At 64.5% G+C, this 23711-nt stretch carries 18 protein-coding genes; 6 read left to right on the plus strand and 12 right to left on the minus strand.

Annotated elements, in window-relative coordinates; genetic code table 11:
* Window positions 1-75: 75 nt before the first annotated feature.
* Genes ABCR88_RS16865 through ABCR88_RS16875 form a run of 3 tightly spaced genes read left to right on the plus strand, consistent with a single transcriptional unit; the run spans window position 76 to window position 2541 of the window.
* A complete protein-coding gene (locus tag ABCR88_RS16865) occupies window positions 76-1131 on the plus strand; it encodes a hypothetical protein (protein ID WP_325984597.1) in 1056 nt (351 codons plus the stop codon).
* Between the two features lie 14 nt (window positions 1132-1145).
* Complete coding sequence (locus tag ABCR88_RS16870) at window positions 1146-1943, plus strand: PoNe immunity protein domain-containing protein (RefSeq protein WP_041118074.1); 798 nt, start codon at window positions 1146-1148, stop codon at window positions 1941-1943.
* A gap of 43 nt (window positions 1944-1986) precedes the next feature.
* On the plus strand, window positions 1987-2541 hold the full coding sequence (locus ABCR88_RS16875; RefSeq protein ID WP_236187278.1) for a hypothetical protein: 555 nt from the start codon (window positions 1987-1989) through the stop codon (window positions 2539-2541).
* A gap of 115 nt (window positions 2542-2656) precedes the next feature.
* Here the strand turns inward: ABCR88_RS16875 and ABCR88_RS16880 are convergent, their stop codons facing one another.
* The 9 genes from ABCR88_RS16880 to ABCR88_RS16920 form a co-directional block, all read right to left on the minus strand.
* Window positions 2657-3403: an SDR family oxidoreductase gene (locus ABCR88_RS16880; protein ID WP_015635506.1), complete on the minus strand. Its 747-nt coding sequence runs from the start codon at window positions 3401-3403 to the stop codon at window positions 2657-2659.
* A gap of 207 nt (window positions 3404-3610) precedes the next feature.
* Window positions 3611-5686 (minus strand): EAL domain-containing protein, encoded by a 2076-nt coding sequence (locus tag ABCR88_RS16885; RefSeq protein WP_232642200.1) that lies wholly within the window; start codon window positions 5684-5686, stop codon window positions 3611-3613.
* A 267-nt stretch (window positions 5687-5953) separates the two neighbouring features.
* A complete protein-coding gene (locus ABCR88_RS16890; RefSeq protein WP_015635504.1) occupies window positions 5954-7447 on the minus strand; it encodes an efflux transporter outer membrane subunit in 1494 nt (497 codons plus the stop codon).
* Complete coding sequence (locus tag ABCR88_RS16895) at window positions 7444-10551, minus strand: efflux RND transporter permease subunit (RefSeq protein WP_350402764.1); 3108 nt, start codon at window positions 10549-10551, stop codon at window positions 7444-7446. The genes ABCR88_RS16890 and ABCR88_RS16895 overlap by 4 nt, the downstream gene beginning before the upstream one ends.
* A gap of 37 nt (window positions 10552-10588) precedes the next feature.
* Window positions 10589-13687, minus strand: coding sequence for an MdtB/MuxB family multidrug efflux RND transporter permease subunit (locus ABCR88_RS16900; RefSeq protein ID WP_350402766.1), 3099 nt, complete (start codon window positions 13685-13687; stop codon window positions 10589-10591).
* Window positions 13684-15003, minus strand: coding sequence for an MdtA/MuxA family multidrug efflux RND transporter periplasmic adaptor subunit (locus ABCR88_RS16905; protein WP_350402768.1), 1320 nt, complete (start codon window positions 15001-15003; stop codon window positions 13684-13686). Before ABCR88_RS16905 ends, ABCR88_RS16900 begins: the two co-directional genes overlap by 4 nt.
* Window positions 15004-15180: 177 nt before the next feature.
* Window positions 15181-15681: a thiol peroxidase gene (gene tpx, locus ABCR88_RS16910; protein WP_011061148.1), complete on the minus strand. Its 501-nt coding sequence runs from the start codon at window positions 15679-15681 to the stop codon at window positions 15181-15183.
* Window positions 15682-16014: 333 nt separating this feature from the next.
* On the minus strand, window positions 16015-16698 hold the full coding sequence (locus ABCR88_RS16915; RefSeq protein WP_019095224.1) for a type 1 glutamine amidotransferase domain-containing protein: 684 nt from the start codon (window positions 16696-16698) through the stop codon (window positions 16015-16017).
* A 43-nt stretch (window positions 16699-16741) separates the two neighbouring features.
* A complete protein-coding gene (locus ABCR88_RS16920; RefSeq protein ID WP_350024091.1) occupies window positions 16742-17185 on the minus strand; it encodes a polyketide cyclase in 444 nt (147 codons plus the stop codon).
* Window positions 17186-17554: 369 nt separating this feature from the next.
* Between ABCR88_RS16920 and ABCR88_RS16925 the strand changes: the two genes are divergently transcribed.
* Together ABCR88_RS16925 and ABCR88_RS16930 are read left to right on the plus strand one after the other, a co-directional pair.
* A complete protein-coding gene (locus ABCR88_RS16925) occupies window positions 17555-19192 on the plus strand; it encodes a molecular chaperone DnaJ (protein WP_350402770.1) in 1638 nt (545 codons plus the stop codon).
* Entirely contained in the window at window positions 19189-20166 is a 978-nt protein-coding gene (locus tag ABCR88_RS16930) for a DUF3829 domain-containing protein (RefSeq protein WP_350024089.1), read from the plus strand. Before ABCR88_RS16925 ends, ABCR88_RS16930 begins: the two co-directional genes overlap by 4 nt.
* A 51-nt stretch (window positions 20167-20217) precedes the next feature.
* Here the strand turns inward: ABCR88_RS16930 and ABCR88_RS16935 are convergent, their stop codons facing one another.
* Window positions 20218-20889: a DUF3313 domain-containing protein gene (locus ABCR88_RS16935; protein ID WP_015635495.1), complete on the minus strand. Its 672-nt coding sequence runs from the start codon at window positions 20887-20889 to the stop codon at window positions 20218-20220.
* A 212-nt stretch (window positions 20890-21101) separates the two neighbouring features.
* Between ABCR88_RS16935 and ABCR88_RS16940 the strand changes: the two genes are divergently transcribed.
* Window positions 21102-21467: a hypothetical protein gene (locus tag ABCR88_RS16940; RefSeq protein WP_350402772.1), complete on the plus strand. Its 366-nt coding sequence runs from the start codon at window positions 21102-21104 to the stop codon at window positions 21465-21467.
* 65 nt (window positions 21468-21532) lie between these two features.
* Here the strand turns inward: ABCR88_RS16940 and ABCR88_RS16945 are convergent, their stop codons facing one another.
* Together ABCR88_RS16945 and ABCR88_RS16950 are read right to left on the minus strand one after the other, a co-directional pair.
* Window positions 21533-22027: a DUF934 domain-containing protein gene (locus ABCR88_RS16945; protein WP_025127516.1), complete on the minus strand. Its 495-nt coding sequence runs from the start codon at window positions 22025-22027 to the stop codon at window positions 21533-21535.
* A complete protein-coding gene (locus ABCR88_RS16950; RefSeq protein WP_350402775.1) occupies window positions 22024-23697 on the minus strand; it encodes a nitrite/sulfite reductase in 1674 nt (557 codons plus the stop codon). The genes ABCR88_RS16945 and ABCR88_RS16950 overlap by 4 nt, the downstream gene beginning before the upstream one ends.
* Window positions 23698-23711: the final 14 nt, after the last annotated feature.

Here is a 23711-nt window from a genome sequence, read left to right on the forward strand (position 1 = left end):
AACCAAATCCCCTTGCCACCTCCCCTCAACTCATTCAGCATCCGCGCTCCAATTTTCCAGGGAAAGGAACACGTCATGGTCGAAGACCTGTATTACGACGACTACCCAGAGGCCAAGGCCGAACTGCTCAAGGCGATCGAACGCGGCCGTCTGCCACTGCTGACCCAGGAACTCAACGCCTACGACTGCATCCAGGCGATCTTCGAGCTGGACGCCATCAACAACCCCAAGGACGAGGAAGACGCCTTCTTCGACCTGGCCCTGGCCCTGATCGGCTGGATCCCCGGCCCGGGACAAGGCCTGAAGACCCTTCTGCGCCTGATCAACCGCGCACCCCAGCGCCACGCCGAAAAGCTCTTCGACATGATCCGCTACACCCTGCTGGCCTGCCGCCTGAAAACCAGCCCCGAACAGCTGCTGGAAAAGTGCCTGGACCCCGTGCGCCTGGCCGAAGAACTGCCCGAGATCATCCGCGGCGTGAGCGCCTCCAGCACCTTCAACGGCCTGACGCCCCAGCAGCAGCGCCTGGTGCTGCACAACCTCAACGAAGCCTGCGAACACACCGAGTTCCTCATGGTGTCGGTGCAAGAACGCATAGCCCCCTGGATCGCCGAGCAACGCAACAACTCGGCCGCCGCCCACAGCCGCGGCCCGGCCCTGGCACCCAAGCCGCAGTCCTCCCTGGAACCGCGCCCAACGACCCTCACCGCCGCGCCACAACCCGGCGCCCACGACGCCGCGAGCATCGCCCAGGACATCAACCAGGGCCTGGAACACCTCACCGGTGAGGGCCACTGGCTGGAGCTGAACCTGCACTACCCCAACCTGGAACCAGTGTCCGGCGCCGCCTACCGAGCAGTGTTCAGTGATGGCTCGCAAGCCGAGGGCAACCTCGACGAAGAGGGTTTTGCCCGCCTGGAAGGCATCCCCGAGGGCCCGGTGAAGATCTACTACGGCGAAGACCCGCGGCCCTACCTGCGCCTGCCGATCGTTGCCCTGCCCGCCGATGCGCAGCAACTGGTAGAAGAGCTGGAGCAGCTTGACCTGGAGCCCGCCGAAGTCGACCTGGCGACCCTGCTGCTGGAAGCCTCGCAGCGCAAGGCGCCCTTCACCCTGATTCCCGTGTACTGAGACAAGGCACCGACATGAACCGCAGACAGGTGTTTCTCAGCCACAAGCAGTACCACGACTTCCTCGAAAGCCTGGCCGGCGAAGAGGCCCACTGGCAGACCCACTCGATGATGGCCGACAGCCCCGAGCAGGAAGCCTCCCTCAAGGCTTCCAGTGTGCGCAGCGCGCGCCTGCACCACCTGATCCTGGGCTACACCGGCGGTGCGCCCATGGAGCAACTGGCCCGGGAGCTGGATGGGGTGATCGAAGGCTACGAAGATTACCAGCGCAAGATGGAGGTTTATGAAGAACGACCGGATATCGCGCCGCTGAACATCGAAGACTACCCCGACGAGTACGAGGAATATGTCCAGGTCATCAGCCTGTGCATCCTGCTGCAGCGCAGCGACCTGCTGCCGCGCATGGCACTGCTGCAGGACCGCGCCGGCTTTAACGGCCAGGACACCCTGATCGAGGATCTGCTCAAGGCCTACCTGCCGGACCGTGAAAACGTTGATGAGTGGTTCCACCCCGTCTACACGCCCCTGATCTGGGCGATCTACAGCGAAGACCCGAACGAGCCTCGGGAGCTGCTGGTGGAGTACTGCAACCAGTGGTACGAAGCGTTCGAACAGGCCCCCTGGCACGACTCTCACATGCAAGGCGACGAGGGTTCCTACTTCGGCTACTGGGCCTTCGAGGCTGCGGCGGTGGCCTACCTGTTCGGCCTGGACGACAGCGCGGTGAAACACATGATCTTCCCCCGGGAGATGCTCGAATACGCCCGGCGCTTTACCCCGCCGCCGATACCCGAGCTGGCCGCGCAGGACTGATGCGCACACTTTGCCTCCCCCTCACTAGAACGATGAAGTCGCCATGAAATCCTGGATCAAGACCCTGCTGATCACCCTGCTCGCGGCCGCCCTGTGCCTGCTGTTCGCCCGCGCTGTGCTGCCCCCGCTGCTGGTGCAGTTAATACCGCCGAGCTGGGAAGGCGGCCCGTGGTTCTGGGTCAATCTGCTGCTGGCGGGTTTCCTGGCCGGGCTAGTGGTAGCGCCCCTGCTGCGGACCCGGCGTTATTACCCGGTGCCGCTGCTACTTCTGCTGTCCGCCCTGGTGGTGGTCGGCAATTGGGCGCAGAACCGCTGCAACGACGCCCAGTTGCAGGCCATCGAACAGCTGGAAAGGCGCAGCGCGAGCCATTCGAACCTGGGGATTTCCAATGAGGAACCTGCACCTTCGGCGCCCGTGGACGTGAGCGCCACACCGGGCGTCTGGGCCCATGAACAAGGCGATGGATATGGCTACAGCTGCAACCGCCCGGGGGAAACCCTGGGGTTCCTGATGCCACAGTTGATGAGCTTTGGCATCAGCGTACTGGGGCTATTGCTGGCCCTGCTGATCGGCCCCGGCCGCCGCCGCGCCCGTTGAGGAAACCTTAGGAGCTGGCTTGCCAGCGAAGGCGTCCGCAAGCGCGGCACAAGACTCAAGGGCCTCTTCGCCGGCAAGCCGGCTCCAACGGGATAGGCCGCGGACTTGCGAGGGCTCAGCGCCCGCCGCCCAGGTCGACGAAGGTGCCAGTGGCGTAGGAGGCCTTGTCCGACAGCAGCCAGACAATCGCCTCGGCCACTTCGTCAGGACGCCCGCCGCGGCCCATGGGGATTGCCGATTCCAGCTTGCTGACCCGGTCGGCATCGCCACTCAGGGCATGAAAGTCGGTGTAGATATAGCCCGGGCGCACCGCGTTGACGCGGATGCCCTCGCCCGCCACTTCCTTGGACAGGCCGATGGTGAAGGTGTCCAGGGCGCCCTTGGAGGCGGCGTAGTCGACGTATTCCCCCGGCGAACCCAGGCGCGCCGCCACAGAGGAGACGTTGACGATGCTGCCGCCCTGCCCGCCATGGCGCGGCGACATGCGCAGCACCGCGTGCTTGGCGCAGAGGATCGGCCCCATGACATTGGTCTTCATGATCTTCTGGATGCGAAATTCGGACATTTCATCCAGCCGCGACTTGTGGCCCACGGTCCCGGCATTGTTGACCAGGGCCGTGACCCGCCCCAGTTCGCTGTCGACCCGCTGAAACAGACCGATCACTTCATCCTCGATGCTGACGTCGGCGCGCACCGCGATGGCCTGCACGCCCAGGGCGCGAACCTGTTCGAGCACCTGCAGGGCGGACTGCTCATCGGCCTGGTAGTTGATGCACACCTTGAATCCCTGCTGCGCGGCCAACACTGCCGTGGCGGCGCCTATACCCCGTCCGCCACCGGTGATGACGATGACTTTATCCATGCTGCCGACTCCCTCACTGAACATTTCAACGCGAGCCATTAAACACCGCGCGGGCGGCGATGAAAACTGCGCAAATGTGCCACATCAAGCCAGTAGAAGTGCACGGTACCCCGCGCACCGACGGCGCAAACCGGCTGGAGCCTCGGCGGCGGCCATATCCCTGCGAACTGCCGCCAGATCGCGACCGCAACCGGCAAGGCGAGAGGCTCAGGCTTTTTCTTCGCCCCGGTGGATGCCCTGCATGAAACCTTCGGGCGGCAGCGGATGGCCAAGGAAATAGCCTTGCAGGGAATCACAGCCCAGTTGGGTGAGGAAGGTCTGCTGCACCCCGGTTTCCACGCCCTCGGCGACGATCCGCAGGCCCAGTGCCTGGCCCAGGGCGACAATGGCCGAGACGATGGCGGCATCGTCGCTGTCGTGCTCCAGGTCGCGGACGAAGCCGCGGTCGATCTTCAGCTCGTTGGCTGGCAGGCGCTTGAGGTACATCAGGCTGGAATAGCCGGTGCCGAAATCGTCGATGGACAGGTCCACCCCCATGTCCGCCAGCTGTTGCAGGACAAGCATGCTGACATCGGCGTCGTTCATCGCCGTGGTTTCGGTGATTTCCAGGGTCAGGTTGTTGGCCGGCAGGTGATAGCGTTCCAGGGCACTGGCCACGCTCCTGACCAGCCCGGCATGGCAGAACTGCAAGGCCGAGAGGTTTACCGCGATGCGCCAGTCGGTGTAGCCCTGGACGTACCACTCGCGCATCTGCCGGCAGGCCTCGTTGAGCACCCACTCGCCGATGGCAATGATCAGCCCGGTCTTCTCCGCCAGTTCGATGAACTTGTCCGGCAGCAACAGACCATGCTGGGGATGCTCCCAGCGCAGCAGCGCCTCGGCCCCCACCGGCAGGCCATTGGCAGCGTCGAACTTGGGTTGGTAGTGCAGGCGGAACTGATGATGCTCCAGGGCATTGCGCAGATCCTGCAGCAATTGCAGCTGGCGCCGGGCATTGCTGTTCATCGAGGCATCGAAAAAGCTGTAGCCATTCTTGCCGGTGCCCTTGGCGTGGTACATCGCCGCATCGGCGTTCATCAGCAGTTCCTGGGCACTCAGGCCATTGCCCGGGTACACCGCAATGCCGATGCTGGCGGAAATCTGCAGGTCGTGCTCGGCCACCCGGAACGAGCGCGATACCAGCCCCACCTGGCGTGCCGCCAGGCGCAGGGCATCGTCCGGCTCGGCCAGTTGCACCAGCAGCACGAACTCATCGCCGCCGATCCGCGCCAGGGTGTCTTCGCTGCGCAAATCCTCGCGCAGGCGCTGGGCCACTTCGCGCAGCAACTGGTCGCCCATGTGGTGGCCAAAGGCGTCGTTGACCGGCTTGAAACCGTCCAGATCGATGAACATCAGCGCAAAACAGCCCCCATGGGCAGTGACCCGGTGCATCGCCTGGTCAATGCGATCGGCCAGCAGAATGCGGTTCGGCAGCCCGGTCAGGGTGTCGTGCAACGCCAGTTGGGTCAGTTCCTTGTTGGCTTCGGTCAACGATTGCGCCAGCACCGCGGTGCGGGCTTCCAGCCGCGCATCCAGCACCGAGGTCAGCAAGGCGATGATCAACACCGCCAGGGTGGTGATCAGCACCAGGTTGTCCAGGCCCTTGCCGCTCAGGCCGTTGCCCAGGGCGCCGCAGAAACTGCCATCGGCGAAACGCGCCGCGGCCATGCCGGTGTAATGCATGCCGACGATGGCAAAGCCCATGACAATCGCCGCGCCGGTCCGGGCCAGACGTACGTAAGGGGTGTTCTGGCGCAGGCGAAAGGCAATCCACAGCGCCGCCAGCGACGCGCCGAAGGCAATCAGCAGCGAGGCGCCGAACAGGCTCGGGTCGTAGTCGATGCCCGGCTGCATGCGCATGGCCGCCATGCCGGTGTAGTGCATGCCACTGATGCCCGAGCCCATGACCAGTGCGCCGAACAGCAACTGCCACAGCGGCAGCCGCGGCTGGCTCACCAGCCACAGGGCAAAGCCGCAGGACAGGATGGAGATCAGCAACGACAAGGCGGTGAGCTGGATGTCGTAGCCCAGATCGATGGGCAGGCTGAAGGCCAGCATGCCGATAAAGTGCATGGACCACACACCGACGCCCATGGCCAGGGCTCCGCCCATCATCCATAGATAAGCGGCACGGCCGGTGGTGATGGCAATGCGCCCGGTCAGGTCAAGGGCAGTATAGGAAGCGAGGATCGCCACGAAAATGGAGATCAGGACCAGTGCGGAGGAGTAGCTACCGATGAGCATGAGGCGTCTCTTGGCCGTTGTGCCGACATCCCTGCGCGGCGGGCAAAACCGCAGATTGTACTGATTGCGTGGAAGAACGCATCTACAAAGTTAGCAAAAAGCCATTAGTCGGACAGAACGCCGTTTTCGGCTGTCTCATATCCCTACAAGCCCTGTGGGTATGGGCTTTGCGGAAAGTCGTGAGCAGTTGCAAACGGCTCCGGATGCACTCTGCCTGCGGCTGTCGAGCAGGCCTTGCAGCCACCTTGCTGCAAGGCCTTCAAGGGCCTATTTCTGCTCGCTGGCCTGCAGTTGGCCATCCCAGCCACCGCCCATGGCGGCGATCAACTGCACGCTGGCGATCAGCCGGCTCTGCAACAGGCTGAGCACGCTGCGCTCGTTGCTCAGGGCTGTGGTCTGGCTGGTGACCACATCCAGGTAGGCGATCAGCCCGGCCTTGTACTGGTTCTCGGTCAGGCGCAGGGCCTCGCGGGCCGAATCCAGGGCCTGCTGGCGCACCCCCGCCTCGTCCTCCAAGACCTTGAGCTGGACCATGTAGTTCTCCACCTCGCGGAAACCGTCGAGCACGGTCTGCCGGTACTTGGCCACAGTCTGGTCGTACACCGCCTCGGTGCGGTCCACTTCCGCCGAACGCTGGCCGCCGTCGAACAGGGTCATGGCCAGTTTCGGCCCTACCGACCAGAAGCGGTTGGGCAGGCTGATCCAGTCGGCGTAGGTGCTGCTGCTGTAGCCGCCGGCCAGGCTCAGGGTCAGGTCCGGGTAATAGGCGGCCTTGGCCACGCCGATCTTGGCGTTGGCGGCAATCACCGAACGCTCCGCCGAGGCGATGTCCGGGCGCCGCTCCAGCAGTTGCGACGGCACGCCCAACGGCACCTGGGGCAGCACGGGGATGGTCTTGCTCTCGGCCAGGTTGAACTCTGCCGGCGGCACGCCGATCAGCACGGCGATGGCGTTCTCGAACTGCGCCCGCTGCCAGATCAGGTCGATCAGGTCGGCCTGGGTGCTTTTGAGCTGGGTCTGGGCCTGGGCCACCGCGTCCTTGCCGGAGACCCCGGCCTGGTACTGGTTCTGGGTCATGGTCAGGGAGCGCTGATAGGCCGCCACCGTGGCCTCCAGCAGGCGCTTCTGCTCATCGATCACCCGCAGTTGCAGGTAGTTCTGCGCCAGCTCGGACTGCTGGCTCAGGCGCATGGCCGCCAGGTCGGCGAAGCTGGCCTCGGCGCTGGCCTCGTTGGCTTCCAGGTCACGGCGCAACTTGCCCCACACGTCCGCTTCCCAGCTCACCCCCAACTGGGTGTTGTAGGTGTCGCGAATGCCGCTGCTGGAACTGCTCAGGGCCGAACTGCTGCTGCCGGTGCCCTGGCTGGCGCGGGTCTTGCCGGCGCTCAGGTCGACACTGGGAAAGAACGAACCCCGGGAGCTGCGCACCAGAGCCCGGGCCTGACGGAACTGCGCCTCGGCCTGGGCCACGCTCTGGTTGGAACTGTTGAGCTTGTCGATCAGGCCATTGAGCTGGGCATCGCCGTACAGCTCCCACCAGGCGCCACGGGCCAGGGCGTCGCTGGGGTTGGCCTGGCGCCAGCCTTCGGCTTCCTTGTAGTGCACCGGCTCGGCCACCTGGGGCCGCTGGTAGTCGGGACCGATGGCGCAGGCGCTGAGCAGCAGCACGCACAGGCCCAGGCTCAAGGCCCGCGAGCCCCGGGCCATGGCCAGGCGCTGGGCGGACAGCAGAGTAACGGGACGGGACGATTGGTCGGTCATAGCGGCGTTTCCAGAGCAGCATCGGTACGGACCCCACGCCAGTGGTTGAACTTGTGGCGCAGGCGATCGAGATAGAGGTAGACCACCGGGGTGGTGTAGAGGGTCAGGACCTGGCTGAAGACCAGGCCGCCAATGATGGTCAGGCCCAGGGGCTGGCGCATTTCCGAGCCTTCGGCACCGCCCAGCAGCAACGGCAAGGCGCCGAGGATCGCCGCCAGGGTGGTCATCAGGATCGGCCGCAGGCGTTGCAGGCAGGCGCTGCGGATCGACTGCAGCGGGTCCAGGCCCTGGTGACGCTCCAGTTGCAGCGCCAGGTCGATCATCAGGATCGCGTTCTTCTTCACCACCCCGATCAGCAGGAACAGCCCCAGCAGCGAGATCAGGCTGAACTCACCGCCCAGCACATAGATCGAGAGCAAGGCGCCAACCCCGGCCGAGGGCAAGGTGGAGAGGATGGTCAGCGGGTGAATGTAGCTTTCATAGAGCACCCCGAGCACCAGGTACACCGCCAGCAGCGCGCCGAGGATCATGAACGGCTGGCTCTTCTGGGTGGCGGCGAAGGCATCGGCGGTGCCGGCCATCTTGACGATCACGTCTTCGGGCATGCCCAGCTTGGCGATCGCCCGTTCGATGGCGGCGGTGCCCTGCTCCACCGTCACGCCCTCGGCCATGTCGAAGGAAATGCTTTCCGAGGCGAACTGCCCTTCATGGCTGACCCGGTCGTCTTCCAGGCTGTTTTCATAGTGGGCGATGGCCGACAGCGGAATCCGCGCGCCGTCGGCGGTGATCACCTGCACTTGATTCAGGGTAATCGGGTCCTGGGCGTATTTCGGGTTGACCTCCATCACCACCTGATACTGGTTGAGGCTGTCGTAGATGGTGGAGATCTGCCGCTGGCTGTAGGCGTTGTTGAGCACCGCGGTGACCATGTCCATGTCCACCCCCAGGCGCTTGGCCTGGTCGCGGTCCACCATCAGGGTCACTTGCTGGGCACCGCGGCCTTCCCGGGCGTCGATGGCGGTCAGCTCAGGCAAGGCGCGCAGCGCCGTCACCACTTTCGGGTACCACTGGCGCAACTCGCCCAGGTCACCGCTTTGCAGGATGTAGGAATACTGCGAGGTGGTCTGCTCGCGGCCGCCGCCGAACTGCAGGTCCTGGTCGGCCATCAGCATCAGTTGCGCGCCGGGCACCTTGGGCATTTCCTTGCGCAGGCGCTCGATGACCTTCTGCGCCGAGATATTGCGTTCCTTGATCGGCTTCAGGCGTACCAGCATGAAGGCGTTGTTGGTGCCGTTGTTGCCACCGATGAAGCCGGCCACGCTTTCCACTGCCGTATCCTTGAGCACGGCGCGGCGGAAGATTTCCATCTTCGGCTGCATCACGCTGAAGGACAGGCCGTCGTCGCCGCGGACAAAACCGATCAACTGGCCGGTGTCCTGCTGGGGCATGAAGGTCTTGGGCACCACCACGTACAGGGCCACGTTGACGCCAATGGTCAGCAGCAGGCTGAGCAGGGTCAGGCGCCTGTGCCGCAGCACCCAGTCCAGGCTGGTGGCGTACTTGCCCATCATCCAGTCGTTGCTGCGCCGGCTCCAGCGTTGCAGGCGGTTCTCCTGGCCCGGGGTGTGGGGCTTGAGCCAGCGCGCGCAGAGCATCGGGGTCAGGGTCAGGGACACCACCAGCGATACCACGATGGCCGCGGCCAGGGTGATGGAGAATTCGCGGAACAGGCTCTCGATGATCCCGCCCATGAACAGGATCGAGAGAAACACCGCCACCAACGACACGTTCATCGACAGCAGGGTGAAGCCCACCTCCTTGGCCCCCAGGTACGCCGCTTTCATCGGCGCGATACCTTCGTCGATATGCCGGGAGATGTTCTCCAGCACCACGATGGCATCGTCCACCACCAGCCCGGTGGCAAGGATCAGCGCCATCAGCGACAGGTTGTTCAGGGAAAAACCGTAGAGGTACATGATGGCAAAAGTGCCCACCAGGGATACCGGTACCGCCAGGGTCGGGATCAGCGAGGCGCGGAAATTGCCGAGGAACAGGTACACCACCAGGATCACCAGGGCCACGGCGATCAGCAGGGTCATCTCGGCCTCGTGCAGGGTGGCCTTGATCACCGGTGAGCGGTCCATGGCCAGGTTGAGCTTGACGCTGGCCGGCAGCACCGCCTGCAACGCCGGCAACTGAGCCTTGATCTCGTTCACCGTCTCGATGATGTTGGCCCCGGCCTGGCGGTTGATCACCAGCAGCACCGCCGCGTCGTCATTGAAGAAGCCGCTGTTGTAGCGGTCCTCGACGCCGTCGCTGACCTTGGCCACGTCCTTCAGGCGCAGGGCCGCGCCGTTGTTGTAGTGGATGATCAGCGGCTCGTAGTCACGGGCCTTTTCCAACTGGTCGTTGGCCTGGATCTGCCACAGCCGCTGGTCATCCTCCACCGAGCCCTTGGGCCGGCGCTGGTTGGCATTGGCGATGGCATTGCGCACATCGTCCAGGGCCACGCCGTACTGGTTGAGCAACTGCGGCTCCAGCTCGATGCGCACCGCCGGCAAGGAGCTGCCACCGACCTGCACTTCGCCCACGCCCTGCACCTGGGACAGGCTCTGGGACAGGATGGTCGAGGCCAGGTCGTAGAGCTGGCCCTTCTCCAGCACATCGGAGGTCAGCGACAGCACCATGATCGGCGCCTGGGACGGGTTGACCTTCTTGTAGGTGGGCATGCTGCGCATGCCGCTGGGCAGCAGGTTGCGCGAGGCGTTGATGGCTGCCTGCACCTCCCGTGCCGCGCCGTTGATGTCGCGGTCCAGGTCGAACTGCAGGATCACCCGGGTCGAGCCCTGGCTGGAACGGCTGCTCATGGTGTTGACCCCGGCGATGGCGCCGAAGGAACGCTCCAGGGGCGTGGCCACGGTGGAGGCCATGACCTCGGGGCTGGCCCCGGGCAGGCTGGCCTGGACCACGATCACCGGGAAATCCATCTGCGGCAGCGGCGCCACCGGCAGCAGGCCGAAGCTCACGCCGCCCAGCAGCATGATCGCCAGCGACAACAGCATGGTCGCCACCGGGCGCTTGATGAAGGGGCCGGAGAGGTTCATGCCGACACGCTCCAGGCTTGAGGCAGGCTGCGGCCCTTCATGCCTCCACCTCTTGGGCGTCTTCACGCTTGCCGAAGCGCCGGCCCAGGCGGTCGAAGTACAGGTAGATCACGGGCGTGGTGAACAGGGTCAGCACCTGGCTCACCAGCAGGCCGCCGACCATCACCAGGCCCAGGGGCTGGCGCAGCTCGGCGCCGGAACCGGTGGCCAGCATCAGCGGCACGGCGCCGAACAGCGCCGCCAGGGTGGTCATCAGGATCGGCCGGAAACGCAGCAGCGCCGCCTGGTAGATAGCCTGTTCCGGGGCCATGCCCTGGTGGCGTTCGGCGTCGAGGGCGAAGTCGATCATCATGATCGCGTTCTTCTTGACGATGCCGATCAGCAGGATGATGCCGATGATGGCGATCATGCCCAGGTCGTTGCCACTGAGGATCAGCGCCAGCAAGGCCCCTACCGCCGCCGAGGGCAAGGTGGAGAGGATGGTAATCGGGTGGATATAGCTCTCATAGAGCACGCCGAGCACGATGTACATGGTCACCACCGCCGCCAGGATCAGCAGCAAAGTGCTCGACAGCGAGGCCTGGAAGGCCTCCGCCGCGCCCTGGAAGCGGGTCTGCACCCCTACCGGCATGCCGATCTCCTGCTGCACCTGCTCGATGACATTCACCGCCTCCCCCAGGGCTACACCGGGCGCCAGGTTGAAGGACATCATTACCGCCGGGAACTGGCCGATATGGGCGATGGCCAGTTGCGCCTGGCGCTCCTCGACATGGGCCAGGCTCGACAGCCGCACTTGGCCGCCGTCGGTGGTCTTGACGTGGATCTGCTCCAGGGCCTGGGGCCCGATGCGCTCGCCGGCCTGGGCCTGGAGCACCACCCGGTACTGGCTGGCCTGGGTGTAGATGGTGGAGATCTGGCGCTGGCCGAAGGCGTCGTACAGGGCGTCGGTGATGTTCGACACCGAAACCCCGACCCGGGACGCGGCGTCACGGTCGATCACCATGAACACCTGCAGGCCCTTGTCCTGCAGGTCGCTGGCCACGTCGGTGAGCTCCGGGCGCTGGGCCAGGGCCTGCACCAGGCGATTGCTCCACAGGCTCAGCAGCTCGGCATCCGGCGACGACAGGCTGAACTGGTACTGGGTGCGGCTGACCCGGTCCTCGATGGTCAGGTCCTGTACCGGCTGCATGAACAGGCGGATGCCCAGCAGCTTGTCCACCTCGGGCTGGATCCGCGCGATCACCTGGGCTGCGCTCAGGTCGCGCTCGCTGTGGGGCTTGAGGTTGATCAGCAGGCGGCCGCTGTTGAGGGTGGCGTTGTCGCCGTCCACCCCGATGTAGGACGACAGGCTTTCCACGGCCGGATCCTGCAGGATGATCTTGGCCAGGTCTTGCTGGCGTTGGCTCATGGCGGCGAAGGACACCGACTGCGGCGCCTCGGAAATGCCCTGGATGACCCCGGTGTCCTGCACCGGGAAGAAGCCCTTGGGCACCACCATATAAAGGAACACGGTCAGGCCCAGGGTGCCGATGGCCACCATCAGGGTCAGGAACTGGTGCTTGAGTACCCACTGCAACTTGCGCCCGTAGCTTTCGATCAGCCAGTCGATCCAGGCCCCGCTGGCGCGGTAGAAGCGCCCCTGCTCTTCAGGCTTGGGCTCACGCTTGAGCAGCCGCGCGCACATCATCGGGGTCAGGGTCAGGGACACCACCAGGGAAATCAGGATCGCCACCGCCAGGGTGATGGCGAACTCGCGGAACAGCCGCCCCACCACGTCCGCCATGAACAGCAGCGGGATCAGCACCGCGATCAGCGACAGGGTCAGGGAGATCAGGGTGAAGCCGATCTGCCTGGCGCCCTTGAGCGCTGCCTGCATCGGGCTGTCGCCCTCCTCGATGAAGCGCGAGATGTTCTCCAGCATGACGATGGCATCGTCCACCACGAAGCCGGTGGCGATGGTCAGGGCCATCAGGGTCAGGTTGTTCACCGAAAAACCGGCCAGGTACATCACGCCGAAGGTGCCGATCAGCGACAGCGGCACGGCAATCGAAGGAATGATGGTGGCGCTGGCCCGGCGCAGAAAGAGGAAGGTCACCATCACCACCAGGGCAATGGCGATGAACAGTTCGTGCTGCACATCGGTGACCGAGGCGCGAATGGTCTGGGTGCGGTCGGTGAGCACGGTGACGTCCAGGCCCGCCGGCAGGTTGTCGGTGATGCTCGGCAGCAGCGCCTTGATCCGGTCCACCACCTCGATCACGTTGGCCCCGGGCTGGCGCTGGATATTGAGCAGCACCGCCTGGTTCTCGTTGGCCCAGGCCGCCAGGCGCTCGTTCTCCGCGCCATCGACGATCTCGGCCACATCCTTCAGGCGCAGCGGCGCGCCATTGTTGTAGGCCAGGATCAGCTCGGCGTAGTCCTTGGGCGAGGTCAACTGGTCGTTGGCGTCGAGCATCGAGACCCGGGTCGGGCCGTCGAAGTTGCCCTTGGGCTGGTTGACATTGGAGGCACCGATCAGGGCACGCACGTCCGCCAGGTTCAGACCGTTGGCCGCCAGGGCCTCGGGGTTGACCTTGATCCGCACCGCCTGGCGCTGGCCACCGGCAATGCTGACCATGCCCACGCCGCTGATCTGGGCGATCTTCTGCGCCATGCGCGTATCCACCAGGTCATTGAGCTTGGGCAGCAGCATGGTCTTGGAGGTAATGGCCAGGGTCAGCACCGGGGTATCCGCCGGGTTGACCTTGTTGTACACCGGCGGCGCCGGCAGGTCCTTGGGCAACAGGTTGGTGGCAGCGTTGATCGCCGCCTGCACCTGCTGCTCGGCCACGTCCATATTGATATCGAGGCTGAAACGCAGGGTCAGCACCGAGGCCCCGCCGGAACTGGTGGAGGCCATCTGGGTCAGGCCGGGCATCTGCCCGAACTGGCGCTCCAGGGGCGCGGTGACCGCGCTGGTCATCACGTCCGGGCTGGCCCCGGGGTACAGGGTCATGACCCGGATGGTCGGGTAGTCCACCTGGGGCAAGGCCGACACCGGCAGCAGGCGATAGGCGATCAGGCCGGCCAGGACAATGGCCAGCATGCTCAGGGTGGTGGCTACCGGACGGAGGATGAACAGCCGCGAGAAATTCATGCGCCGACCTTTTGCGCCTTGCCATCAACCGGCTTGCCGTCTGCGGCCGGTGCCCCGGCGGGCTGCCCTTGCAGGTGTTCGGTGGGGGTGGTGGGCACGTCGATGCTGTCGTTGACCACTTCCACTTCGCTGCCGTCCTTGAGGCGGTCGGTGCCTTCCATCACCACCCGGTCACCGGCCTTGAGGCCGTCCTGGATCACCGTCGAGTCGCCGTTGCTGGCGCCCACCTTGAGCTGGCGGATCTTCACCTTGTTGTCGCCATCCAGGGCGTAGACGAAGGTGCCGTTGGTGCCGAACTGAATCGCCGCCGAGGGCGCCAGCACCACGTTCTTCAGGGTATCGGCCAGCAGCCGCACATTGACGAACTGGTTGGGGAACAGGCCCTGGTTGCGGTTATCGAAGCGCGCCTTGAACTTCAGGGTGCCGGTGGTGGTGTCGATCTGGTTGTCCAGGCTCTGCAGCACGCCTGTGGCTTGCAGCTTCAGGTCACCGCGGTCCCAGGCTTCCACCGCCAGCCTGGCGCCGCTGTGGTAGCGAGCGAGCACGGTTTCCAGGCTGTTTTCCGGCAGGGTGAAGGCCACGCTGATGGGCTGGGTCTGGGTGATGATCACCAGCGCGGTGGTGTCGTTGGCCGCCACCAGGTTGCCCACGTCCAGCTGGCGCAGGCCCAGGCGGCCGGCGATCGGCGCGCGGATGTTGGTGAACTCCAGGTTGAGCTTGGCGTCGTTGACCGCCGCCTGGTTGGTCTTGACCGTACCCTGGTACTGCCCCACCAGCGCCGCGGCGGTGTCCAGGGTCTGTTTGGCGATGCTGTCCTGGGCGTACAGCCCGCGGTAACGCTCAAGGTCGACTTGGGCGTTCTTCAGTTGGGCCTGGTTCTGCAGCAAGGTGCCTTCGGCCTGGAGCAAGGCGTTCTGGTACGGACGCGGATCGATCTGTGCCAGCAGGTCGCCGGCCTTGACCATCTGCCCTTCCTCGAAGTTGACCTTGACCAGTTCCCCCGCGACCCGGCTGCGCACATTGATGGTGTTCAGAGCCGTCACCGTGCCCAGGGCCTTGTAGTACACCGCGAAATCCCCCTGGGTCACCGGTGACACCCGCACCGGGATTGGCCCGCTGGCGCCGCCGAAACCGGGGCGCATGCTACCGCTGCGCCCGGTATGCCCGGCCGCGGCTTTCTGCCCGGCGGCCTCCTGGTGGGTACTGGCCGGCCAGAATTTCCAGCACAGGCCAACGACCAGCAGCAGGACGAACAGGCCGAACAGCCAGCGACGGGAGTTGCGGGAGACAGAGGATTGCATGGAGTGATCAACCATTGGGCGCGTGGGAGGCTTCTTTGAGAAGGCTGAAAGATAAGCACTGGAACCGTTTTAGCAAAGCGCCTTTACCGGCAATTTACCTTTGACTGACGTTTCAAGGAGCGGTGCTAAGCCACTGAAGCACAAATAAAAACGGCCTGGACAGAGCCAGGCCGTGAATAATTGTAAAACCTGTTACTTGAGCACGGCCAGGGCCGCGTCGTAGTTCGGCTCTTCGGCGATTTCCTTGACCAGCTCGCTGTGCAGCACCTTGTCGTTTTCGTCCAGCACCACCACGGCGCGGGCAGTCAGGCCGGCCAGCGGGCCGTCGGCGATGGCCACGCCGTAGTTCTCGATGAACTCGCGGCCACGCAGGGTCGACAGGTTCTGCACGTTTTCCAGGCCTTCTGCGCCGCAGAAGCGTGCCTGGGCGAATGGCAGGTCGGCAGAGATGCACAGCACCACGGTGTTGGCCAGTTCGTTGGCCTGGGCGTTGAACTTGCGCACCGAGGTGGCACAGGTCGGGGTGTCGACGCTTGGGAAGATGTTCAGCACCTTGCGCTTGCCGGCGAGGCTGCTCAGGGAAACATCGGCCAGGCCTGCGCCCACCAGGGTGAACGCTGGGGCTTTGGAACCGACTTGCGGCAGTTGGCCATTAACCTGCACCGGGTTGCCTTTGAGAGTGACTTGAGCCATGAACGGAGTCCTTATTGAACAGTGATGATGGAACAGCAATGAGAAATTCCTGAGAGGCCGAAGTTAAGCATGAAACGGCCCGGGCACCTATGCCCCACGGGCAAATTGTCCAACAACCCGCCCCGACACCGGCATTACCGGATGCAGGGGCTGGCTTGCCAGCGAAGGCGCTTTCAAACCTTGCGCAAGCCTCAAGGGCCCCTTCGCCGGCAAGCCGGCTCCTACAGGGGTGAATTTGGGTGTTTCGGTGTAGGAGCTGGCTTGCCAGCGAAAGCGATTTCGAGACTTGCGCAAGCCTCAAGGCCGCCTTCGCCGGCAAGCCGGCTCCTACGGTTATTTGTTGAGGTGCGCCAGGAGCAGATCGGCCACCGGGCCACCGGACGCCGGGTTCTGCCCGGTGATCACCCGCTGATCCTCCACCGCGAACGGCGCCCAGGGTGCGGCGGCCTTCTGGTAAAGGGCACCGCGCTTGACCAGTTCGGTTTCCGTCAGGTAGGGCACGTACTGGTCCAGTTCGGCGAGTTTCTCCTCTTCATTGGAGAAACCGGTGACCTGCTTGCCGGCGATCAGCAGCCTACCGTCGCCCAGCTTGATGTTGAGCAAGCCCACCGCGCCATGGCACACCGAGCTGACATAGCCCCCCTGCTCATAGATCTCCCGGCTCAGGGCCTGCAGTTCCGGGTTATCGGGAAAATCCCAGACCACGCCGTGGCCACCGGCGTAATAGATCGCCACATAGTCCCCGGCCCTGACCTGGGAAGGCTTGAGGGTCGAGCCCAGGCGGCTCATGAAGGCACTGTCCTGGTACCACTGCCAGTCGGTGTCGTCGGCCATGGCCAGGCTATGGGGGTCGATGGGTACGTAGCCACCCTTGGGGCTCACGTAGTCCACCTCGAAGCCCGCCGCCTCGACCTTCTTCACGAAATGCACCGCCTCACCCAGCCACAGGCCAGTGGCGCGGGCCAGGTTGGGGTATTTGGCCACGCTGGTCAGGACCACCAGTATCTTCTTGCTCATGGGCATGCTCCTTGGCATTGGAAAACAGGGCAAGGCACGGCAATCAACTGAGCAACCGCAGCATGTTGCGGTGCCGGACATCGAAAATCCGCGCCATGTAGGCATTGACCATCAACCACTCCAAAGGTGCACCACCGATGGCCCTGTAGGTCACCCGGTCGGTGTACAGGGTGCCCCCTTCGGCGGCCTCGACCCGGTGCTCATGGCGAAAGGCCCGCAGCGTCCCCTTGAGCATCTCGTCGACAAAATGCCGGTCGCCGACCTCACGTATAACCACCGTCCATTTCGCCGGTATGACACCGAACATCCAGTGCAAGAAGCTGAACTGGCGCCCGACACTGATGCGCAGGTCATTGATATCGAGCCCCCCCAAGGGCGTGACACGCTCGGGGAAAATCTTTGGAAAGTTGGCGCCTTCGAGGCAGAAATCCAGTACCTGAGCCGGGCTGTAGCCGGCGAAAGAAGTCGTACGCTCTACTACGGGCATTCGGGGCATTCCTCCCTGACATCAGTGCAAGAAGCTCATAAGAAACAATAAATAACTTCATTTCTTAACTGTATCTATATGTTTTATATAGTTTTTTAAAATCAATAAATCACACAATCTTAACCACTTAAACTTTGCGGAAATAATCATAAGTAACATTAACTGACAGCCCATCCCCAAATGCGCCGGCCTCGCCCGCTCTAAACCAATGGTAGTTCTCTACTGACTCCACCGGTGCGCCGACCACAGAGACGAAGCCGAGCCGGGCCTCATCCGGCCTGGGACTTTTTTTCAGGAAACCGGTAGGGTGCGCAGTTTCAGCGCGCCACTGCCCGGGCGCGGCGGTCTTTCATGGAGTCGTACCGCACAATGAGTTGCTGGACCCTGCTCGGCCTGCCGGCCACTGCCGATACCCGCACCATCAAACGCCACTACGCCAGGCTGCTCAAGCAGACCCGCCCGGATGAAGACCCGGTGGCGTTCCAGCGCCTGCGCGAAGCCTATGAATCGGCGCTGGAGCAGGCCCGGTGGTTGGGCATGCAGGAGCAGGATCCACACCCGGACGAAGACCCGGCGCCGCTGGCCGGGCAGGCGCCGCGGGGCCCAAAGCCGCTGTCGCCGGCGCAGCGAGTCGCCCCGTTGCTGGAGGGCATCCGCATCGAGCAACTGGACCTGCTCTATCAGCAGGCGATCCAGAGCGACTGCCTGCTGGAGTTCGAGCTGGGCCTGTTGCGCCACTGCGTGGAACGCCCGGACCAGTCGCAACAGCTGCTGGCCTGGGCCTTTGCCACATTCCACTGGCTCAGCGCCTGGCAGCGCCTGGAACTGCCGGAGTACCTGATCGATGCATTGCTGGAACAGTGCCAGGAAAAGCTCTTGCAGCCCCTGCAGGACGCCCTGACCCAGCGCGACGACCAGGCTCTGCTCCAGGCCTACGCGCAACGCCAGCAGCAGCCCTGGCTGAACAGCCTGGACCAGGGCCAGTGGTTCAACCTGCAACTGGTGGAGCTGCTGCTCAACAGCCCCTACTGGTCCAGCCCGGGATTCGCCGCGGTGTGTGCCGGCCAGGGCTGGCACAACGGTGCGGACAACTCCTGTCCGGCGCTGGAATGGGAGCGCCTCAAAGCCCGTGACGAAGCACCGGTATTCATTGCCCGCCAGCAAGCCCTGGCCACCCAGGCGCCGGCCAGCCCGCAACAGCGCGCCGCCTACCTGCTGCTGGCGCCCATCAGTTTCACCCGCCGGCGCAACTTCGCCCGGCGCCTGCGCCCCGATGACTGGGCCTGCTGCCGCCAACTGAGCTCGCGGCTGCACGCCAATCACCCCGAGGTTTCGGCCGGCATGCCCGGCGGCACGCCGTTCTTCTGGCGCGAGTGGGAGTTCGCCTTCAACGCCTGGCCCAGGTACCTGGGCATTGTCTTCGCCTGCCTGGCGGGGGCCGTGGCCCGCTATGCGCCGCAAGCCGGCAGCCTGGGGGAAATCATTGGCGTGACGCTGTTCTGGAGCACCTGTTTTGCCGGTGCCGGGGCCCTGCTGGGGTGGCTCTGGCAGCCTCTGGCTCACCGCCTCTGGGTACGCGACCAGGCACTCGGCGCGCGCCTGCCGCACTGGCTCGACCCGGACCGTGAGGTGCTGATCCTGCGCGACCTGCTGCCGGCCCTGCTGATCAGCAGTGCCCTGGGATATTTCTGCGGCCCGGTCAGCGCCGCCACTTACCTGGCCGTGCTGCTGGGGGTGGCGAGCCTGCGGCGCCGCGAACTCAAGGCCCAGGCTTCCTGGGAAAAACCCGCTCCCTGGCGCCGGCGGCTGTTGATCGGCCTGGGCTGCATGGTGCTGGTGGCAGGCCTGGGCAGCCTCCAGCTGTTCACCAGCCAGCGCACGCTCAACCCCAACCAGGGCCTGCAGCAATGGAGCGAACGCCTGTGCGCGCGCATGCCCGCCAATGCCGAGGGCTGCGCGGCCCCGGCCACCGCCCGTCAGTGGTACGGCCAGGAGGGGCCGCCATGAACCCCAATTGGTTGCTGCCCATCAGCCTGGTTCTGGGGTTGACGCTGGTCGGCCTGGCCGGGGCCAGCAAGCCCCTGGGGCGCCTCGACCTGTGGCTGGACCACCAGGACAGCCCGAGCACCGCCCAGGCCAATGCCCTGGCGCCGATCGTCAATTGCATGAACCAAGTGGATGTGCCCTGGCGCCTGGCCCACCAGGCCTTCATGGCCGAGGGTGCGCCCCGGGCCAAGGCGCCCGAAGCCTACGACCTGTATCACTACAGCCACCAGGACATCGACGCGCTGTACCGCCTCAACTGCCCCGGCAGAATCATCGACAAGCTGCAGGTCCTGGCCCCGGACAGCCCTTTGCTCCCCGCCACCGTGCGCTATGTGCAAGTGCTCGGGCCCTTCGCGGCCCTGACCAAGGATTCCTTCGTGCGCAAAATGGGCATCGGGCGCCCCCTGACCGAGGCGCAACTGGATGAGTTTGCCCGCCAACTGGCGCAACAGAGCGAGGCTTACCTGGAAGCTTCCAATGCCGTGCGCCGGCTGCTCCCGGCCCTGGATATCGAACCGCGCAGCCAGCAACTGCTGCGCCTGGAGCAACGCCTGGGGCGCAATGCCCACTGGGCATTGCTCGATTACATGATCCAGGCCCGCAGCACCGTGGAATTTGTCGAGGCTGGCGTACGCCAGCAAAGCCTGACCCCGGACCAACTGGCGCAGGTCACCCGGCAGTTGCGCCAGACCTGGGACGCTCGGCAGCAGTACCTGAAAACAGGCCAGCCGGACAAGAACACCGAGCAGGTGCTGTACCTCTGGCAACTGATCGCCCAGCCCGGCGAACAGTACCTCAAAGCGCTGGACACCCTGCACCGCGACTGGCAGCAACATGCTGAGCCGCAACGCCTGAGCGACGACTACCACGCAGTGACCCAGGGGTATGACCAGATGCTCTACCACTACAACAAACTGGCGCGCAGCCAGTACTGAAACCGAACGACGGCCACGGCACTTTCAAGAGCCGCGGCCATCAACGGTCGGTCACTTTTTCTTCAGTTGCAGGTAGGACTGGTGCATGTCATAGGCCCAGCCGTCGATGACGTTCTTCACGTCGCTGGCCTGCATCACCTGGGTGTCGTTTTCCAGGGGCTTGCCGGTGCCTTTGCGGACCACTTCGGCAATCACCGCGTGGGTGCTGCCATCCAGGAACGCCGCCTCGGTGGCCAGGGTGGTTTCCTGGTCGCGGATGCCACTGGCGGTGCTCACCGCCGCCGCCACCAGGGCCACGGGAATGATTTCATAGGGCTTCAGGCCCTCGGTCTTGCTGGTGACTGCGGTAATCGCCGCGCGCACCACGATCACCCCCGGGCCCGGGCCGGTGGCCAGTGGCAGGGATTTGCTCACCTCGCGCTGCAGTGCCTGGTCGTAGTAACGGGTGATGGCGGTCAGGGTGCTCTGGGGGATCTTCGCCGTCGGCTGCGGCTGCGGGTAGAACTGGGTCGGTTCGATGTACACGCTGCTGTAGTTGCTCAACTTGAGCTTGGGATCGATCCAGCGCATCACCTCCACGCCGGAGGGCGACTTGGCTTCCTTGAGCTGGCTGTAGTCGCTGAGAAACCCGGAGTACTCGTCAGGCTGGGGCACTTTGCTGGAACAGCCCACCATCCCGAGGGTGGCAAGGCACAGCATGCTGAGGGTCAGAGCAAGCTTCATGTGTAACTCCTGTAGGTGCAGCAGCCAGGGACTGGCTAGGGGAAATTAAGGTATAGCCAAAAGCCGGCGCTTTGCCCCGCCGGCGCGGGTTGTTTGTCACGGCTTGCGGGCTGATTCACAGCCCGGATTTGACAGACCGGCAGCTGCCGTTAAAGCTCCATCGAGCCTGAGAGTGCCGATCAAGGCACCGCATTCTGGATACGGACGTCGCAATGCCCAAGCCGAAGAAGAATAACCCACGCTCGACACCCCCTGCTTCAACTGCACCTTCGCCCCACCGCTACCTGTTCCCCTTCGGCGCCCTGCTGTTGCTGCTGGTGCTCGGCGGGCTCGCCTGGTTCCTGCTGGCCGAACCGCCCCGGCTGGCGGCCGCCCAGGCGTTGCAGGAACAACTGCAGCGCAGCGATCTGCCACCGATCCGGCGTACCGGCCAACTATCCCAGCGCCCAGGCACTGATACAGCAATGGAAGCAACTCAACCCCGGGGACCCGGCGTTGCAATAGGCAGGATGGCGAGGAGGGCTCGGTTACCCAAGCCCCACCAAAACCAATCAAACAGGATTAACTATCAATTTTAATCTATTGATTTTAAACGACTATTTATTCTAGAAATTACATTAACCAGCGCAACCGCGCGCCACCTTCAGCGCCGACGGAACAGCGGCCGCGGCTCGATCACCGAGCGCCCATACAGCACGCTCATCCCTGCCAACCCTTTGAGTGCGTCCAGCGCGCACTTGTCTTCACGCACGGCAAAACTGTCGAAACCGCATTGGCGCATATGGCTCAACTGGTCACGCAGTACATCGCCAATCGCTCGCAGTTCGCCCATCCAGCCCAGGCGAGTGCGCAGCAGGTAGGCCTGGCTGTAGCCACGGCCATCGCGAAAGCTCGGGAAGTCCACGGCGATCAGCGGGATCAGCTTGAGCCAGGGCTTGAGGCTTTCCACCTCGTCGTCCGGGCCGATCCACACCCCGTCCCGGGCCGGGTGATGCTCGATGCGGCGCATCAGCCACAGGGCCAGGGGCAGAATCAGCGGCCCACCCGGCAAGGCGTCGTCGACCCCGCGCACCAGGCTCCAGGCATCGTCTTCCACCAGTTGGGCCTCGCCTTCGTGCAAACGCAGCAGGTTGTTCATGCCAGCGCCTCCAGGGCCTTGGGGTAGACCCGCTCCTTGAACGGCTCCAGGCCGATGCGCTGCAGGGTCTCGACGAAGGGTTCGTCGCTTTCCCGGTAGCGTACGAAGGTGGCGATGATGCGTTCGATCACCTCGGGGATTTCCTCGGCGCTGAAGGACGGGCCGATCACCTTGCCCAGGGCGCTGTCACGGCCCTTGGCCCCGCCCAGGGTGACCTGGAACCACTCGCTGCCGTTCTTGTCGACGCCGAGGATGCCGATATTGCCGATGTGGTGGTGGCCACAGGCGTTCATGCAGCCGGAAATGTTCAGGCTGATGTCCCCCAGGTCGTGGAGGTAGTCCAGGTCGTCGAAGCGCTGCTGGATGGCCAGGGTAATGGGGATCGAGCGGGCGTTGGCCAAGGCGCAGAAGTCACCGCCCGGGCAGGCGATGATATCGGTCAGCAACCCGGCGTTGGCGGTGCCCAGGCCGTGCTCGCAGGCCCGCTGCCACAGCTCGAACAGGCGCGACTTGGGTACATCCGGCAGGACGATGTTCTGTTCGTGGGCAATGCGGATCTCGCCAAAGCCGTAGTCCTCGGACCATTCGGCCACCGCGTCCATCTGCTGGCCGGTGACGTCCCCCGGTGGCGAAGCCGGGCCCGGTTTGGTCGACAGCACCACGCAGGTGTAGCCCGGCACCTTGTGCGGGTGCACGTTGCGCGCCACCCAGCGGGCAAAGGCCGGGGACTCGGCCAGGTGGCTGCCGTACTCCAGGTCGGTGTCCGCCAGGCGCTCGTAGATCGGCGGCACAAAGGCGCTGGCCACCCGCTGGAATTCGTCCTCGGTGAGCTGCGCCGGGCCGTCCCTGAGGTGCTGCCACTCCTCCTCCACTTCCCTGGCGAAGGCCTCGATGCCCAGGGCCTTGACCAGGATCTTGATCCGCGCCTTGTACTTGTTGTCCCGCCGGCCGTAGCGGTTGTAGACCCGCAGCACCGCTTCGACATAGGACAGCAAGTGCTGCCAGGGCAGCCCGTCGCGGATCTGCAGGCCGAGGATCGGCGTGCGCCCCAGGCCGCCGCCGACTATCACCCGCAGGAGCATCTCGCCGTTGCGGGCACGGTAAAGATAGAGGCCGATGTCATGCATCATGATCGCCGCGCGGTCCTGCTTGGCCGAGCAGATGGCGATCTTGAACTTGCGCGGCAGGAACAGGAATTCCGGGTTGATGGTGGACCACTGCCGAAGGATCTCCGCCAGCGGGCGCGGGTCCAGGTATTCGTCGGCGGCGACCCCGGCGAAGGCCTCGGTGGTGATGTTGCGCACGCAGTTGCCGGAGGTCTGGATGGCGTGCATCTCCACTTCGGCCAGGCGCTGCAGGATATCCGGCACCTGGGCCAGCTCGATCCAGTTGAACTGCAGGTTCTGCCGGGTGGTGAAGTGGCCGTAGCCGCGGTCGAAGTCCCGGGCGATGCTGGCCAGGGTACGCATCTGCCGGGCACTGAGGGTGCCGTAGGGAATCGCCACCCGCAGCATGTAGGCGTGCTTCTGCATATACAGGCCGTTCTGCAGGCGCAGGGGCAGGAACTCCTCCTCGCTCAGTTGGCCGCCCATGAAGCGCTCGACCTGGTCGCGAAACTGCGCCACCCGCTCAAGCACCAGGGCCCGGTCATAGTCGTCGTACTGATACATGTCCCTACCTCATC

The sequence above is a fragment of the Pseudomonas sp. W17 genome, from assembly GCF_040268305.1.
Classification (GTDB): domain Bacteria; phylum Pseudomonadota; class Gammaproteobacteria; order Pseudomonadales; family Pseudomonadaceae; genus Aquipseudomonas; species Aquipseudomonas protegens.